7 protein-coding genes are annotated in these 17,718 nt (G+C 70.4%); all 7 read right to left on the bottom strand.

The features are described from left to right. Positions 1-7 precede the first annotated feature (7 nt). Positions 8-2,695, bottom strand: a complete 2,688-nt coding sequence (gene treY / locus ACW4E8_RS27030; RefSeq protein WP_456807318.1) for a malto-oligosyltrehalose synthase — start codon at positions 2,693-2,695, stop codon at positions 8-10. Beyond that, the gene (gene treZ, locus ACW4E8_RS27025; RefSeq protein WP_456807317.1) at positions 2,695-4,713 is read right to left on the bottom strand and encodes a malto-oligosyltrehalose trehalohydrolase; all 2,019 of its coding nucleotides are present in this window, start codon (positions 4,711-4,713) and stop codon (positions 2,695-2,697) included. Before treZ ends, treY begins: the two co-directional genes overlap by 1 nt. Before the next feature lie 206 nt (positions 4,714-4,919). Next, the gene (locus ACW4E8_RS27020; RefSeq protein WP_456807316.1) at positions 4,920-7,463 is read right to left on the bottom strand and encodes a glycogen/starch/alpha-glucan phosphorylase; all 2,544 of its coding nucleotides are present in this window, start codon (positions 7,461-7,463) and stop codon (positions 4,920-4,922) included. A 110-nt stretch (positions 7,464-7,573) separates the two neighbouring features. Continuing rightward, positions 7,574-9,823: a 4-alpha-glucanotransferase gene (gene malQ, locus ACW4E8_RS27015; protein ID WP_456807315.1), complete on the bottom strand. Its 2,250-nt coding sequence runs from the start codon at positions 9,821-9,823 to the stop codon at positions 7,574-7,576. Beyond that, a complete protein-coding gene (glgX, locus tag ACW4E8_RS27010; RefSeq protein WP_456807314.1) occupies positions 9,820-12,081 on the bottom strand; it encodes a glycogen debranching protein GlgX in 2,262 nt (753 codons plus the stop codon). The genes malQ and glgX overlap by 4 nt, the downstream gene beginning before the upstream one ends. Continuing rightward, a complete protein-coding gene (gene glgB / locus ACW4E8_RS27005) occupies positions 12,078-14,348 on the bottom strand; it encodes a 1,4-alpha-glucan branching protein GlgB (protein WP_456807313.1) in 2,271 nt (756 codons plus the stop codon). Before glgB ends, glgX begins: the two co-directional genes overlap by 4 nt. After that, positions 14,345-17,704: a maltose alpha-D-glucosyltransferase gene (gene treS, locus ACW4E8_RS27000; RefSeq protein ID WP_456807312.1), complete on the bottom strand. Its 3,360-nt coding sequence runs from the start codon at positions 17,702-17,704 to the stop codon at positions 14,345-14,347. The genes glgB and treS overlap by 4 nt, the downstream gene beginning before the upstream one ends. Positions 17,705-17,718: the final 14 nt, after the last annotated feature.

Genomic DNA, 17,718 nt, shown 5'->3' with positions numbered 1-17,718 from the left:
GGGCCGCTTACGGCTGGCGCAACAGCAGCGCCACCGGCAAGCCGCCCAGCACCTCGCGCAGGCGCAGCCGGCCCATGGGTGCGTCCAGCACATGGCCGGTCAGCGCATCGGTCCAGCGGCTGGGCTGCGGCGCGCCCACGTCCAGGGTGGTGTCGCCCCAGCCCGCGGGCGGAATGCGCGGCATGGTCGGGTCGACCCGCGTGGCCGCCAGCCGCGTCACCACCGTGATGGCCTGGTGCGCATCCGCGGTGCGGGCAAAGGCCAGCACCTGCGGCACCAGCGCGCCCTGCGCCGCCAGCATGCTGTACTGCCCGTCGGCAAAGAGCCGGGGATGGGCGCGGCGTACTGCCAGCACCTGGCGTATCAGCTGCTGCTTGATGCGCCCGTCGCGCCAGTGCGCCAGCCAGTGGGCCCAGCCAGCGCTGCAGCCCAGGCGCGCGCGCAGTTGCGCAAAATCGGGCGGGCGCCGGTTGTCCGGGTCCACCAGGCTCAGGTCCCAGCCTTCGCATCCCTGGTAGCGGTCGGGGATGCCTGGTGCGGTCAGCTGCACCAGCACCTGTGCCAGGCTGTTGACGGCGCCGGCCACGGCAATGTGCTGCGCAAACTGGCCGATATGCGCCAGCACACCCAACGGCCAGCCCGCCGCGATGGCGCGCAGGAAGGCCTCACACGCGGCTTCGTAGGCTGCGTCGGGGCAGGTCCAGTTGCCGTGGCGCTTGGCTTCGCGGATGGCCTTGAGCTGCCACGCGGACACGCGCTCCAGGAGGGCGTCGACGGTGTTGCTGCCGGCAGGCTTGTCGATGTCCTCCATCGGCCACGCGCCGACCAGAGTCTGGTACAGCATCAGGCGGTCGCCGGGGTCCGGGGCTTGCGGCAGGGTCGACAGCAGCTGTGCACAGGCGCGTTCCCATGCCGCCACGGCATCGGCCCAGGCGTCGGGCATCTCGCTCAGCACGGCCAGGCGCATGCGTGTGTCCTCGCCGCGCTTGTGGTCGTGGGTCGCAGTGGCCAGCATGGCATTAGGACAGGCCAGGCGCCGCGCCGCCATGCGCGCGTGGAACTGCGCCGGCGGCAGCGCCAGCGTGCCGGGGTCGCTGCCCACCTCGTTGCGCGACAGCAGCCGCCCGTAGCGGTAGAACGCCGTGTCTTCGCCGGCCTTGGCTGCCAGGGCCGGCATCAGTTGCTGCAGGCGGCGGCGCAGCACGCCGGTTTCGCTGTCGGGTGGGGCTGGCGTGCGCAGGCAGCCGCCGATAAAGGCCAGTGCCACGGCCTCGTCCGGGGCCAGGCCGGCGCGCGCCGCCTGCATGGCTTGGTCCAGCATGGCATCGTCGGCCTGTGCGGCCGAGGCGTCGCGCTCGCCGGGTTGCGCGTCAAAGTAGCTGCGGTAGACGGGCACCGCCGCCATCAGCGCGGCCAGCGCACGCCGCAGTGCCGCACGTGTCAGGTCGCGCGTGCCGGGCTCTTGCTTCGCGCAGTCGTGCAGGCAGGCGGCCGCGCCTTCGTACTCGGTCACCAGGTGCCGCTCCAGCACCTGGCGCCGCGCCGCCGCGACATGGGCGGCATACGGGCGTGCATCGCCGCTGGCCGATGCCCACAGCGCGCCCAGCGGCGCCTCGCCGTTGCCGTCGTGCAGCACGGCGGCCACATCGTCCATGAAGTCGTAGCCCGTGGTGCCATCGACCTGCCAGTCCGGCGCCAGCCGTTCGCGCGGACCCAGGATCTTTTCGACCACCAGCCACGGGTGCGCCAGCCGCAGCAACGGCGGGCGCGCGGCTGCGTGCCGGTCCAGTTCGGCGCGCAGCCGGCGGCAGTAGCCAGCAGGATCGGCCAGGCCGTCGACATGATCGACACGCACGCCGTCGATCCAGCCTTCGCGCAGCAGGCGGAAGACCAGCGCGTGGACGGCGTCGAATACCTGCGGGTCTTCCTCGCGCACGCCGACGAGATCGCTGATCTCGAAAAAGCGCCGCCAGTTCAGTGCCGCGGCGGCGGTGCGCCACCAGGCCAGCCGGTAGTGCTGGCGCTCCAGCAGTGCGTGCAGCCGGGTGCGGCCTTCGGCCTGCGTGGGGTCGTACCAGCCGGGCTGTGTTGCGGCCGCGGCATCCACGCTGCCCGGCGCCAGCGGCAGTGAGTGCTCGAAATAGCGCAGGTGGGCGGCATCCCCTGCGCTTGCAGGCACCCATTGCAGCTCGCCCGCCACCAGCGTGTCCCAGTAGGACTGACCCAGCATCGGCAGCAGCACCTTGCCATGCAGGGCGGGGTCGCGCGGGGTCCAGTCGATGTCGAAGCTGCCGGCGCAGCGGCTGGCGCGTCCGTGGGTCAGCACGTCGCGCCACCAGTGGTTGTGGGTGGCGTCCGCCGCCATATGGTTGGGCACGATGTCCAGCACCAGGCCGAGGCCGGCGGCGCGGGCGCGCCCGGCCAGCGCTTTCAGGCCGGGCTCGCCGCCCAGCTCGTCGCGCACGCGGGTGAAGTCGGTGACGTCGTAGCCATGGCTGGAGCCCGGGCGCGCGCTGCACACTGGCGACAGGTACAGGTGGCTGACGCCGAGCGCGGCGTAGTAGTCGACCACGGCGGCGGCATCGGCAAAGGTGAAGCCCGGATGCAGCTGCAGCCGGGCGGTGGCGCGGGGCAGGTCATGGTCGCCGCCATCGCCATGGCTGCCTGGCAGGGATTCCGGCAAGCCGGCGGGCATTATCTGGCGCGCGCCGCGGCGGGCTCGCACATGGTGGCGACGCAGGCCAGCGGCGGCAGCATGCCGGCGGACAGCTCGGCTGCGGCGCCGGGCAGGCTTTCATGCAGCGCCGTGCTCATGTCGCGGCACGGGCGCGTGCATGGCACGGCTTCGCTGCCCAGGTTCAGCCACAGGCTCAGCTCCATGCCGTCCATCAGCCGCCAGCGTGCGCACAGCGCGGCCGGGCCCAGGATATCGACGCCGGCCGACTGGCAGCCGGCCAGCCGGTCCAGCAGTTCACGGCGGCGCACCGAGAGCAGTTCGTGGTAGTACGGTGTCCAGTCGCCGTCGTCCTCCAGCTCGGGGCGCGACGCCTCGAAGGTGGCCGGGTCGTTGGGATCGGGGATGGCCGCGGCGCGCGCATCGTCGCGGAATGCCGCGGTTGCGGCAAACTCGCGGCGCCGGCCGTCGCGCACGGCCTGTGCCAGTTCGGGCGGGTGGCTGGTGAAGTAGAGGAAGGGCCGCTGCGTGCCGGTTTCCTCGCCCATGAACACCAGCGGCACCTGCGGGCACAGCAGCTGCAGCGCCACCGCTGCGCGCAGCGCATTGCGGTCCGCCAGGCCGGCCAGCCGGTCGCCCAGTGCGCGGTTGCCGGTCTGGTCGTGGTTCTGCAGGAAGCAGACGAAGGCCGTGGGCGGCAGGTGCGCGCTGGGCTGGCCGCGGCGCACGCTGTCCGCGGTTGACGACATGCCCGGCGCGGCGGCAGAGCGGTGTGCCGACAGCTCGCCCTGGTAGGCAAAGCCTTCGCCCAGCACGCGGGCAAGGTGGCGCAGCGCGGGCTCGCTGCGCTGCGCCGCCGCAGCCGCAGCCGCATCCTCGCCCTCATCGGCACAGCGGGTGTAGTCGCAGTAGTAGCCGTCGCCCTCGCCGGTCAGCAGCACGTGCAGGGCATGGTGGGCGTCATCGTTCCACTGTGCGTCGTAGCCCGTGGCCAGCAGTGCGGCATCGTTGTTGTCGTTCTCCAGCACCAGGTGGAGATGGCGGCTGGCGCCGTCGCCTTCGCCCAGCATGGTGCGCAGCTCGCCGGGCAGCGCCGCCAGCCAGCCTTCGTCCTCGATCGCGTGCACGGCGTCCAGGCGCAGGCCGTCGAAGCGGAACTGCTCCAGCCAGTAGCGCGCGTTCTCGGTGAAGAAACGCCGCACCTGCGGCTGGCGGAAATCGATGGCCGGCCCCCACGGCGTCTGCCGGTCGGCGCGGAAGAACGCGCTGGCGTAGCGGTGCAGGTAGTTGCCCTCCGGCCCGAAGTGATTGTAGACCACGTCCAGCAGCACCATCATGCCGAGCTGGTGGGCGCGGTCCACCAGCGCGCGCAGTTCGTCCGGCGTGCCGTAGGCGGACTCCGGCGCGAATGGCAGCACGCCGTCATAGCCCCAGTTGCGCGCGCCGGGGAACTCCGCCAGCGGCATCAGCTCGACCGCGGTGAAGCCCAGCGCCGCCAGCCGCGGCAGCTGCCGAGCCGCGCCGGCAAAGCCACCGCACAGGCCCACGTGCATCTCATAGATGATGGCTTCATGCCACGGGCGCCCGCGCCAGTCGGGGCACGCCCACGCAAAGGCGCCAGCGGCGTCGGGAGCGGGCACGATGCTGGGCCCGTGCACATCGTCGGCCTGCCCGCGCGAGGCCGGGTCGGGCACGGTGGTGCCGTCGTCAAGCCGGAACCAGTAGCGTGCCCCTTTGCAGCACGCAACGATGGCCTCGAACCAGCCGTTGGCGCCGGCCGCCATGCGCACCGGACCGAGCCCGGCGATCTCCAGCCGTACCGCCTGGCCTTGCTCGGCTGCGTCCGGAGCCCACAACCGGAACCGCACGCGGCCATCTGGCAGCCAGGCCGGCCCGAACAGGTAGTCGTGCGCAGGTTCGTCGTTGCCGGGTAGGCCTGGCTGCCCGGCGGCAGCGGGCGCTGCAAAGCAGTCGTGCGGGGCCAGGCTGGGCATGGCGGAGCGGGCGCCGGGGGCGAGAAGAAACGGGTTGGCTTGCAAATGCGGCTCCTGGCTTTGGGACAGCCGTGGGAAGTGCGGCCAGATGGCCGGTCCTGGTCCAATGCGAACTCCATGCCCGCAGTACAACGCTTTGCGAGGCCGCATGCTGGCGGGGGCAACGGCCAGCGCGGGCTTTGTTACATGGGCCATTGTAGAAACTACCCGGGCAGTGCGGACGTGCGCTAGCCCACGCCCGCAGTGCCGCCTTAGGCGGCGCGCGGGGCGTGCGCCGGAGATTCACCCTGCCAGGGCGCACCGCTGGCGCGGTGCAGCAGCCGCACCGGCACCGGCTCGATGTGCCAGATGCGCTCGCAATACTCCCGGATCGCCCGGTCCGATGAAAAGTGCCCGGAGCGCGCGCACGACAGCACCGACATGCGTTGCCAGCGCGCCGGCTCGGCAAAGGCCTGGGAGACTTTCTCCTGGCACTCGATGTATGAGCCGAAGTCGGCCATCAGCAGGTAGGGGTCGTGCATCTGCTGCGGGTCAAACAGCGGACGGAACAGCGCCGGGTCGCCGCGCGAGAAGAAGCCTTGCTGGACCAGGTCGATCACCGCGCGCAGCTGCGGCTTGCTGTGGTAGTAGGCGGCAGGGTCGTAGCCGCTTGCACGCAGCGCATAGACCTCCGGCGCGGTCAGGCCGAACGGGAAGAAGTTGTCGTTGCCCACGGCTTCGCGCAGCTCGATATTGGCGCCGTCCATGGTGCCGATATTGAGCGCGCCATTCATCGCGAACTTCATGTTGCCGGTGCCGGACGCTTCCTTGCCCGCCAGCGAGATCTGCTCGGCCAGGTCGGCTGCCGGGTAGATGCGCTGCCCGTAGGTGACGTTGAAGTTGGGCAGGAACACTACCTTGAGCCGGTCGCGCACCTGTGGGTCGCGGTTGACCACGTCGGCCACCGAGGTGATGAAGCGGATCATCAGCTTGGCATAGGCGTAGCCCGGTGCCGCCTTGCCGCCGAACAGGAAGGTGCGCGGCTGGATCTCGGTGCCGGGGTCGGACTTGATGCGGTGGTACAGCGCGATCACATGCAGCACCGCCAGGTGCTGGCGCTTGTATTCGTGGATGCGCTTGACCATCACGTCGAACATGGAGGAAGGGTCCACCACCACGCCGGTGGTGTCGCGGACCAGCTCGGCCAGCGCCACCTTGTTCTGGTGCCGTGCGGCATGCCATTGTTCGCGGAAGCCCGCGTCCTCGGCATACGGCTCGAGCGCGCGGATCTGCGCCAGGTCGGAGATCCAGCCGTCGCCGATCGCCTCCGACACCAGCCGCGTCAGGCGCGGATTGGACAGCGCCAGCCAGCGCCGCGGCGTCACGCCGTTGGTGATGCTGGTGAATTTCTCCGGCCACATCTCGTAGAAATCCTTGAGCACGTCCTCGCGCATCAGCCGCGAGTGCAGCTCGGCTACGCCGTTGATGGCGTGGCTGCCCACGCACGCCAGGTTGGCCATGCGCACCTGCCGTTCGCCGTGCTCATTGATCAGCGACAGCCGCGCCAGGCGCGATTCGTCGCCGTAGAAGCGGATCCGCACCTCGTCCAGCAAGCGCGCGTTGATCTCCAGGATGATCTCGAGATGGCGCGGCAGCACACGGGCAAACAGCGGCAGCGGCCACTGCTCCAGCGCCTCGGGCAGCAGCGTGTGGTTGGTGTAGGCAAAGGCATTCTGCGTGATGTGCCAGGCCTCGTTCCAGGGCAGGTCATGGTCGTCGACAAGCAGCCGCATCAACTCGGCAATGCCCACGGCCGGGTGGGTGTCGTTCAGTTGCACCGCGAACTTCTCGTGGAAGCGCGTCACCGGGATGCCGTCGACGGCGAGCAGCCGCAGCATGTCTTGCAGCGAGCAGGCGACGAAGAAGTACTGCTGCTCCAGCCGCAGCTCCTTGCCCTGGCTGGTCTCGTCATTGGGGTAGAGGACCTTGGTCAGGTTCTCGGAAGTGACCTTCTTGCTGACCGCGCCCAGGTAGTCGCCGCGGTTGAAGGTATGGAAGTCGAAGGCCTCGGTGGCGTCTGCGCGCCACAGCCGCAGGGTGTTCACGGTATTGACGCGGTAGCCCAGGATCGGCGAGTCGAACGGCACACCCACCACGGTCTTGGCCGGCACCCAGCGTACGCGGTAGTGGCCGCGGTCGTCGGTGTAGTGCTCGGTGTGGCCGCCCAAGCGCACCTGCACGGCCCACTCTGAGCGCTGGATCTCCCAGGGGTTGCCGTTGCGCAGCCAGGTGTCGGTGGATTCCACCTGCATGCCGTCGATGATGGTCTGCTGGAAGATGCCGTACTCGTAGCGGATGCCATAGCCGAGTGCGGGGATTTCCAGCGTCGCCAGCGAATCCATGAAGCAGGCCGCCAGCCGGCCCAGGCCGCCATTTCCCAGCCCCGGCTCGACCTCTTGCTCCAGGATGCGGTCGAGATCCAGCCCGGCAGCGGCCATGGCCTCGCGCACCTCGTCGAAGATGCCCAGGTTGATCAGGTTGTTGCCCAGGTGCGGGCCCATCAGGAATTCGGCCGACAGGTAGGCGACGGTGCGCGAGGGCTGGCCCAGGTAGGCTTCGGCGGTGCTGATCCAGCGCTGCACCAGGCGGTCGCGCACGGTATGCGCCGCGGCCTGGTAGAGGTCATTCTGGCTGGCGTGGCCGGGTAGCTTGCCCTGGGTATGGAAGACGTGGTCGAGGAAGGCCCGGCGCAGGCTGGCACCAGACAGGGCGGTACGGGTGTCATCGGCATGCTCGGGCCGGACAGATTCCTTCATGGCGAGGCTCCTGCGCATGTGCGTGCGTCAAGCTTAGTGGATGGAGCAATCCCTGCAGGGAGATCGCGGCGTTGGTCTTGCAAGCGGCACTTTTCGCGGGCGACCCGTGGCTACGCGCGTGGCGGCGGATGGCGTGCGCCGTGCCTGCCGCCGCGCAAGGCGTCGGCGCGCGCCTGCACCGCCGGGGTATCGAACAGCGCACGTACATCGGCATCGAGCCTGCGCTGCCAGTTGGGATGGACGCTGGTGGTGCCGGGCAGGTTGGGCTGCTCGGCTTCGCCCAGCAGGTCTTCCAGCGGCACCAGGCGCATGGCGGTGCGCGCCGTGCCCAGCCACGCCAGCACGGCATCGAGCGGGGCATGGGCGGGGCCCGGCACGGCGCCGCTGCACAGCCCCGCTTCGCGCAGCGCCCGCCATAGCGCGCCGCGCTCGCGCGCTCGGCCGGCTTGCATCGCTTCGAGGGTTTCGCCGGGCGCCAGCAGGTGCAGCCGGTCGCGCCACGCAAGGTCACGGCCGGCCCACCAGCCGGTGACTGTGGGGAGGTCATGCGTCGAGGTGGTGGCGACGGCATCGGGCGGCCAGGCTGCGGGAGGCAGGAAGGCCGGCGCGGTGTCGAGCGCAGGGGCGGGCACCCGGTGATCTGCCTTCGCCGCATCGGCTGGCGCGCTCTCTTCGCGCTGGAACCACAGCACATCGATGCCCAGCACGCCACGGGCCGACAGCGCTGCATTCAGCTCCGGCGGCACCGTGCCCAGGTTCTCGCCGATGATGATCGCGCGATGCCGCCATGATTCCAGCGCCACCAGCCGCAACATGTCCTGCAGCGGATAGCGCAGGTAGGCGCCTTCGCTGGCCGGGGCACCGGCCGGCACCAGCCACATGCGTGCCAGGCCCAGCACATGGTCGATGCGCAGCCCGCCGGCATGGGCCAGGTTGGCGCGCAGCATCTCCAGGAAGGCCGCATAGCCGTGGCGGCGCAGCCCGCGCGGCGAGAACACCGCCACGCCCCAGTCCTGCCCGAGCGGGTTGTACAGGTCCGGCGGCGCGCCGGCATGGAAGCCTGCCAGGATTTCCTGTTGCCGCGTCCAGGCCTGGCTGCCGCCAGGGTCGGCGCCCACCGCCAGGTCGGAGACGATGCCGACCGCCATGCCCGCGCCGCGCGCCGCACGCTGCGCGCGTGCCATGCCGTCGGCGGCGATCCATTGCAGGAAAGCGTGGTAGGCGACCTCATCGGCATGGGCCTGTGCAAAGGCCGCCACGGCGGCATCGCCGGGCGAGCGCAGCGTGACCGGCCAGCAGCGCCAGTCAGGCGCGGGGTTGTGGTTCATGCCGTTGGCGCTGTCGGCCAGCCGCCGGGCCTGGATGGCCTCGTAGCAGGCGTGCGCGTGCAACGCGGTGCCGCCGCGCGCGCGAAAGGCGGCGCAGTCATCGAGCGCCGCGCGCGGCAGCAGCGCTTCGCTGCGATCCCATAGCCACCGCAGGATGGCGTAGCGCAGCGGCGTCAGCTTGATCCAGTCGATCTGGCTGCGGGCTTCCAGCGCTTGCAGCGACTCGCCCGCGCCGAGCGCGGCGACGGCCCAGTCTACCGCGGCCTGCCCGAATTGCACGGCGGGGTCGGCATAGAGCGGATTCAGGAACAGGCGGCTGGACGGCGCATACGGGCTATAGCGCTCGGGCAGGGCGGCAAAGCCGGCGTGCAGCGGGTTGATGGCCACGGCGTCGGCGCTGGCGCCGGCCGCGCTGATGCAGCACTGCGCCAGCGCGCTCAGGTCACCCATGCCGCAGGGCGCGCCGCGGCGCAGGCCGTAGAGCTGCACTGCCAGGCCCCAGGGCCGGGTCAGTTCGCCCGCGCGGCCGGCGTGCCGCAGCGCATCGGCAACGCCGTAGCAGCGCGGCGGCGCGATCGCCAGCACGGTGTGCGCATCGCCCAGATCCAGCCGGTGGTAGCCGCATACGTCGATGGCGGGCAGCAGCATGGTGCCGTCGCTGTCGCGCGCGCTGCCATCGTTGCCACGCACCGCGGTGCCGGTGACGATGGCGCCGTCTTCCAGCGTCAGCCGGTAGGACCGCTGCGGCAGCGTGTGCGGCCACGGCACCGCCACCGGCTTGCCGCGCTCGGCGGTGACCAGCGGCGGCAGTGCATGCGCGGCGTCATCGGAGGCAAGCCACGCGCGCGACGCTTCGCACTGGCCAGTGGTGGCGCCGGGCAGGCCCAGGCCGTCCAGCACGCGCCGCAGCGCGGCGTCGGACACAGTCTGGGGCTGGTTCCAGGCATCCGTCCACTGGGGCAGCAGGCCCGCGCGCAGCGCCAGCGCATGCAGCGGCGTGGGCGCGTCGTGGCGGGTGGCGCGCCGGCTCACGCTTGTGCCTCCTGCGGCGCGCCCGGAGGCGGGCTTTCCTGCGGCGCGCCCAGGGGCGGGCTTTCCTGGGGCGCGCTCTGGCGGCTGCGGGCCGGGGCCGCCAGCAGCACCAGCGAGTGGCCCGCCACCGCCTGGCTGTCGGCGACCGCCTCGCCCGCGAGTTCGGCCTCGGTGGCGTCGGGCCGGCTGCTGTCGAACAGCAGCGTCCAGGCCAGCGCGGGCTCGGGCAGCAGGAAGGATGCATCGGCATCGCCGGCGTTGAGCAGCAGCAGGGTTACCTGCACGGTGTCGGCATCGCTATCTTCCTCTTGCGCCATCGAGCCCAGCTGTGCACGCTCCGGTTGGGGCGGCGCGGCCGCGCGGCGCAGCGCGAGCGTGCGGATCTCCGGGTCGGCCCATTCCTCGGGGGTGGGCGGTTTGCCGTCGGTATCGAACCAGGCAATATCGGCAATGCCCTGCGCCGGCACTTCGCGCCCGTGCGCGAAGCGGTCGCCGGCCAGGGAGTGCAGCCGCCGGCGCAGCGCCAGCAGGCGGCGCACCATGTGCTGCAGCGGCTGTGCGCCAGGCGTCTGGGCCTGCTTCCAGTCCAGCCATGAGATCTCGTCGTCCTGGCAGTAGGCGTTGTTGTTGCCTTGCTGGCTGCGGCCCCATTCATCGCCGGCGGTCAGCATCGGCGTGCCCTGCGACAGCAGCAGCGTGGCCATCAGCGCCTGCGCCACGTGCGCGCGGCAGGCCAGGATGGCGGGGTCGTCGGTGGGGCCTTCGATGCTGCCGTCGGGGCTCCAGTTGGCGCTGGCGTTGTCGTCGGTGCCGTCGCGGTTGTCTTCGCCGTTGGCCTCGTTGTGCTTGCTGCTGTAGCTGACCAGGTCGGCCAGCGTGAAGCCGTCGTGCGCGGTGATGAAGTTGATGCTGGCCCACGGGCGCCGGTGGCGGCGGTCGAAGAGGTCGGCCGAGGCCGCCAGCCGCGCCGCCAGTTCGCCGCGGTGGCCGGCGTCGCCGCGCCAGAAGCGGCGCGCCACGTCGCGGAACTTGTCGTTCCACTCGGCAAAGCCGGGCGGGTGGTTGCCAAGCTGGTAGCCGCCCGGGCCCAGGTCCCATGGCTCGGAGATCAGCTTGACGCGGCTCAGCACCGAATCCTGCATCAGCGCATCGAAAAAGCCCGAGCCCGCATCGAAGCCATTGCCCTCGCGCCCGAGGGTGGTGCCCAGGTCGAAGCGGAAGCCATCGACGTGGTAGCACTGCACCCAGTAGCGCAACGAGTCCATCACCATCTGCAGCACGCGCGGATGCGACAGGTTGAGCGTATTGCCGCAGCCGGTGTCGTTGATGTAGTGGCGCTCGTCGCCCGGCACCAGCCGGTAGTAGCTGGCGTTGTCCAGCCCGCGCCACGACACCGTCGGCCCCAGCTCGTTGCCCTCGCAGGTATGGTTGTAGACCACGTCCAGGATCACTTCGATGCCGGCGGCGTGCAGGCGCCGCATCGCCACCTTGAATTCCTGCAGTTGCCCGGTGCCCAGGTAGGCGGGCTCAGGCGCGAAGTACGCCATGGTGTTGTAGCCCCAGTAGTTGCGCAGTCCGCGCTCCAGCAGGAAGCGGTCCTGCAGGATGGCGTGGATCGGCAGCAGCTCGACGGTGGTGATGCCGAGCTGCACCAGGTGGTCGATAAAGCGCGGGTCGCACAGCGCGGCAAAGGAACCGCGCAGGTTGGGCAGCAGGTCGCCGCGCAGCATCGACAGGCCACGCAGGTGGGCTTCATAGATGACGGTGGACGGCCACGGCACCGCGGGCGGGCGGTCGTCGCCCCAGTGGAAGCTTTCGTCGACCACCACCGCCTTGGGCATGGTGGGAGCGCTGTCGCGGCGGTCCGGTGTCAGGTCGCCGCGCGCACTTTGCAGGCGGTAGCCGAACAGCGCATCGGACCAGCGCACCGGGCCGCTCAACTGGCGCGCATACGGGTCCAGCAGCAGCTTGTGCGGGTTGAAGCGGTGGCCGTGCGCGGGATCGTAGGGGCCGTGCGCGCGGTAGCCGTACAGCGTGCCGAGCGCCGCATTGGGCAGGTAGCCGTGCCAGATCTCGTCGGTGCATTCCGGCAGCTTCAGGCGCGCCAACTCCTTGCGCCCGTTGTCGGAGAACAGGCACAGGTCGATGCGCGAGGCATGGGCCGAGAACACCGCGAAATTGACACCCAGGCCGTCCCAGTGGGCCCCGAGGGGATACGGCTTGCCCGGCAGCAGCCGGTCCGCGAACTGGCGGCTCATGTCGATGCGCCCTGGATGCCACCACCTGGATCGAAGCGCAGCACCAGCGTGGCCAGCGGCGGCAGCGTCAGCGCGAGCGAAGCCGGCTGCCCGTGCGAAGGCACGTCCACCGCCGCTACCGCGCCGCCGTTGCCGACGTTGCTGCCGCCATACACGGCAGCATCGGTATTCAGGCATTCCTGCCAGGCGCCGGCGTACGGTACCCCAAGCCGGTAGCCATAGCGCGGCACCGGGGTCATGTTGACCACCACCAGCACCACTTCGCGGCTGTAAGGGCCCGCGCGGCGCAGCCACGCGAACACGCTGTTGTGGTTGTCGTCGCCCACCACCCAGTGGAAGCCTTCGGGGCGGTGGTCCAGCGCATGCAGCGCGGGCAACTCGCGGTAGAGGCGGTTCAGGTCGCGCACCAGCGTGTGCATGCCGCGGTGCATGGGGTGGTCCAGCAAGGCCCAGTCAAGCTCGGCATCGTGGTTCCATTCCTGCCATTGCGCCAGCTCGCCGCCCATGAACAGCAGCTTCTTGCCCGGGTGCGCCCACATGAAGCCGTAGTAGGCGCGCAGGCCGGCAAAGCGTTGCCAGTCGTCGCCGGGCACCTTGCCGATCATCGAGCCCTTGCCGTGCACCACCTCGTCATGCGACAGCGGCAGCACGAAGGCCTCGGACCACGCATAGACCAGCCCGAAGGTCATGTCCTGGTGGTGCCAGGCGCGGTGGACGGGCTCGTGCCCGAGATAGTGCAGCGTGTCGTGCATCCAGCCCATGTTCCACTTGAAGTCGAAGCCAAGCCCGCCGCTGGCGACGCTGGCGGTCACGCCGGGCCACGCGGTGGATTCTTCGGCGATGGTCAGCGCACCGGGGCAGCGTTCGTGGACCACGGCGTTCAGTTCGCGCAGGAAGTCGACGGCTTCCAGGTTTTCCCGGCCGCCGAAGCGGTTGGGGACCCACTGGCCGGGCTCGCGGCTGTAGTCTCGGTAGAGCATGGATGCCACCGCATCCACGCGCAGGCCGTCGGCGTGGAAGTGCTCCAGCCAGTGCAGCGCGCCGGCCAGCAGGAAGCCGCGCACCTCGTTGCGGCCGAGGTTGTAAATCAAGGTGTTCCAGTCCTGGTGGAAGCCTTCGCGCGGGTCCTTGTGCTCATAGAGCGCGGTGCCGTCGAAGCGCGCCAGCCCGTGCGGATCGGTCGGGAAGTGCGCGGGCACCCAGTCCAGGATCACGCCGATGCCGGCCTGGTGGCAGCGGTCGATAAACGCGGCGAAGGCTTGCGGTGGCCCCAGCCGCGCGGTGGGCGCGTACAGCGACAGCGGCTGGTAGCCCCAGGAGCCGCCAAACGGGTGCTCGGTGATGGGCAGTAGCTCGATATGGGTAAAGCCCAGTTCCTGCACGTACGGCACCAGCCTCTCGGCCAGGATTTCCCAGCCGCGTTGCGGGTCGTTGGCCGCCTGCAGCCACGACAGGGCATGGACTTCATAGACGGACATCGGCGCGGCATAGGGATCAGCGGCGCCGCGGCGCGCCATCCAGTCGGCGTCATGCCAGGCGAAGGGGGGCGCGCCCTGGTCCGGTCCGGCCACCACCGAGGCGGTGGCGGGGGGCGCCTCGGTGGCCAGCGCGAGCGGGTCGGCCTTGTCCGGCAGCTCGGTGCCGTGCGGGTCGAGCAGGTCGTACTTGTAGCGGCTGCCGGGCTGCGCGCCCAGCGCGGCGGGGATGAACAGCTCCCAGATGCCGCTGGGGTGGCGCAGCCGCATCGGGTGCCGCGCCGGGTGCCAGCCGTTGAAGTCAGCGATCACCGAGACCCGCTGCGCGTTCGGCGCCCACACGGCAAAGCGCACGCCGTCGATGCCGTCCACGCGCTGCCACTGCGCGCCCAGGCAGGCGCCCAGCTCGAAGTGGCGGCCCTCGGCGATCAGGTGCAGGTCCAGCTCGCCCAGCAGCAGGCCAAAGGCGTAAGGGTCGGCGCTGCACTGCCCGCTGCCGTCGGACCATTGCACGCGCAGCCGGTAATCGGGCGAACTGCCCTTGTATTCGCGTGGCAGCCGCGCGGCGAAGACGCCGCCGCCGTGCAGCCGCGCCATCTCCGCCAGGGGCGTGCCGCCCGCATCGGTCAACTGCGCCGACACCGCCCCTGGCAGGCAGGCACGCACCAGCGTGCTGTCGCCATCAGGATGCGGACCCAGCACGGCAAACGGGTCATGGTGGCGCGCACCGAGCAGGGCCTCGAGCTCGTGGCCCGGCAGCATGCCAGGCTGCGTGCCATGGGCGGGGGTCATGGCTGGTCTCCCGGCGCCACCAGCTTGCGCAGCAGGCGCGCCAGGCCGCTGACCGGCAGGTCGATCCACGCTACCCGGTTGGCGGCTTCGTAGTCGACCTCATAGGCCGCCCGTTCCAGCAGGAACAGGTCCAGCAATGGCTGCAGCTGGTCGGGCGCGACCCAGGGTGCGCCCGAGTCCTGCATGTGCTGGTGGTAGCAGTTCAGGAAGGCTTCGCTGGCGGTGGTGCGGAAGCGCTCCAGCAGCACCGCGCGGCGTTCGGCCAGCTGCGGCGGCAGTTCGCTGTGGGTGCGCTCCTGGCGGTCGGTGCCGACCGTGGCCGCGGCGTAGTCCAGCGAGCGCAGCAGCCCGGCCACATCGCGCAGCGGCGAGGTCTTGCGCCGGCGCCAGTCCAGCGGCAAGCCGGGCTCGCCTTCGAAGTCGACCAGGTAGGTGTCGTTCTGCGCAATCAGCACCTGGCCCAGGTGGAAGTCGCCGTGGATGCGCGTCTGCAGGCTGCCCGGCGCGGCAGCGGCAAGCTGTTCGACCAGCGCGGGCAGCGCCTCGCGCGCGGCCATCAGGGTCTGCACGTCGGCCTCGAAGGCCTGGCGCACCGGTCCCGGCACGGTGGCGGGCGGAGACTCCAGCCGCGTCATCGTGCGCTGCAGCGCACGCATGGCTTGCTCGGCCCACGCGCGCGCATCGCCTTCGGTTGCCGGCAACGGCGCGAAGGCGTCGTCGCCGGTGGGCCGTGCCAGCACCGCATGGAGCTCGGCCAGCCGGCGGCCAAGCGTGCCGGCCAGCGCGGCGTAGCCGTTCATGGCCTCGGCAAACTCGTCCTCGCTCTCCTGCGAGGGCAGCGCGTCATCGATGGCGCGGCCCAGGTAGTCCAGGGTCCAGTCCCAGCCATTGCCCTGGTTCAGGACATAGCCCTGCAGCAGCATCAGCGTATGCGGCACGCCATCCGGCCCGGTGCGCACCACCTCGCCCAGCAGCGGCGCCGCGTGCGCATAGCCCTGCGCAGTCAGGTAGCGCGTCATCTCGGCCTCGGGGTGGATGCCGCCAGAGACCCGGCGCACCACCTTGAGCACGGCGGTGTTGTTGTAAGACAGCGAGCTGTTGGACTGCTCGGCCGACATGTATTCGATCGGGTCGCGCTCCAGTTCCAGCGCGGCCAGGCCGGGTTCGGCGCGGAAGTGGACGATGTCGTTCCCGGCGTGCATCTGCACGTCATTGCGCAGCGCGCGCACCACCTCGCGGGCGAAGGGCTCGACCACGAAACCGTCGGTGGCCAGCCCCACGCGGCTGCCCTGGCGCACACGCGCCATCGACAGGCCATGGGCCAGCTGCGACACGCTGTCGGCGCTCTCCCGGTCCCACAGGATGCCCAGCGGCAGCTGGTAGCGTTCGGTGCGGCCAGGCAGGACCACCTCGACTTCGGCCAGGTAGACATCTTCGCCACTGCTGCCGCGCGCAAATGGCAGCACATAGGCCAGGTCGATGCGCTCGATGCGCTCGTGCTTGGCGCCGAACCAGCGGCGCCGGCCGATGTAGTGCGGCAGCACGTCGCTGGCCATGATGCGGCGCGAGGCGTCGGTCAGCTCCGGCCGGCCAATGTTCTGCATCACCAGGGTGATCTGGTCTGGCATTTGCTCAGGCGCCTCCACGTGCCACGACGGCGGCTGCGCCTCGTCGCTGAGCACGAACCAGTAGAAGCCATAGGGCGGCAACGTCAGCAGGTAAGTGAGCGTGCCGATCGCGGGAAAGGGGGTGGCGCCCATCATCTCCACCGGCACGCGGCCGTTGAAGGCGGACAGGTCCAGCTCCACCGCCTGCGGCGCGCGCGAAAGGTTGGCCACACACATGATGTGCTCGTCTTCGTACTCGCGCAGGTAGGCCAGGATCTTGCGGTTGCCGGGAAACAGGAAGCGCAGCGTGCCGCGGCCAAAGGCGCGGTGCTTGCGCCGCAGCGCCAGCATGCGCCGCATCCAGTTCAGCAGCGAATGCGGGTCGCGCGCCTGCGCCTCGACGTTGACGGCCTCGTAGCCATACAGCGGGCCTTGCAGCGGCGGCAGCACCAGGCGCTCGGGGTCGGCATGCGAGAAGCCGCCGTTGCGGTCGGGCGACCACTGCATCGGCGTGCGTACGCCGTCGCGGTCGCCCAGGTGGATGTTGTCGCCCATGCCGATCTCGTCGCCGTAGTAGATCACCGGCGTGCCCGGCATCGAGAACAGCAGGCTGTTCATCAGCTCGATGCGGCGGCGGTCGCGCTCCATCAGCGGCGCCAGGCGGCGGCGGATGCCCAAGTTGATGCGCGCGCGCCGGTCGGTGGCGTAGACCTCCCACAGGTAGTCGCGCTCGCTGCTGGTCACCATCTCCAGCGTCAGCTCATCATGGTTGCGCAGGAAGATGGCCCACTGGCAGTTGGGCGGCACCTCCGGCGTCTGGCGCATGATGTCGGTGATCGGGAAGCGGTCTTCACGCGCGATGGCCATGTACATGCGCGGCATCAGCGGGAAGTGGAAGGCCATGTGGCATTCGTCGCCCTCCGGCTCGGGCCCGGTCAGGCCGAAGTACTGCTGCGCGTCCTCGGGCCACATATTGGCTTCGGCCAGCAGCATGCGGCCGGGGAAGCGCGCGTCGAGGTGGGCGCGGATATGGCGGATGACGGCATGGGTCTCGGGCAGGTTCTCGTTGCTGGTGCCTTCGCGCTCGACCAGGTAGGGCACCGCGTCCAGGCGCAGCCCGTCGACGCCCATGTCGAGCCAATAGCGCATTACCGACAGCACCTCGTTGAGCACCTGCGGGTTGTCGAAGTTCAGGTCCGGCTGGTGCGAGTAGAAGCGGTGCCAGAAGTAGGCGCCCGCCACCGGGTCCCAGCTCCAGTTGGACTTCTCGGTATCGCAGAAGATGATGCGGGTGCCGGCGTAGGCCTGGTCATGGTCCGACCACACGTAGTAGCGCCGCGCCGCCGAGCCGGGCTTGGCGTTGCGCGCGCGCTGGAACCACGGGTGCTGGTCGGAGGTGTGGTTGATCACCAGTTCGGTGATCACGCGCAGCCCGCGCGCGTGCGCCGCGGCGATAAAGCGGCGCGCCTCGGCCAGCGTGCCGTAGTCGGGATGGACGTTGCGGTAGTCGGCGATGTCGTAGCCGTCGTCGCGTCGCGGCGACGGATAGAACGGCAGCAGCCAGACGGTGTCCACGCCCAGGTTGACCAGGTAGTCGAGCTTGGCCAGCAGCCCGGCAAAATCGCCCACGCCGTCGCCGTTGGCGTCGTAGAAGGACTTGATGTGGAGCTGGTAGATGACCGCGTCCTTGTACCAGAGCGGATCGGCGTTGAGCAGGGCGGCACTGCCGGTTTCGGTAAGGCGTCTCATCCGTGTCCTCTCGT

It is taken from the genome of Cupriavidus sp. CP313 (genome assembly GCF_054072015.1).
Note: the sequence above shows the minus strand (reverse complement) of the source record. Positions and strands in the feature narration are given on the sequence as shown.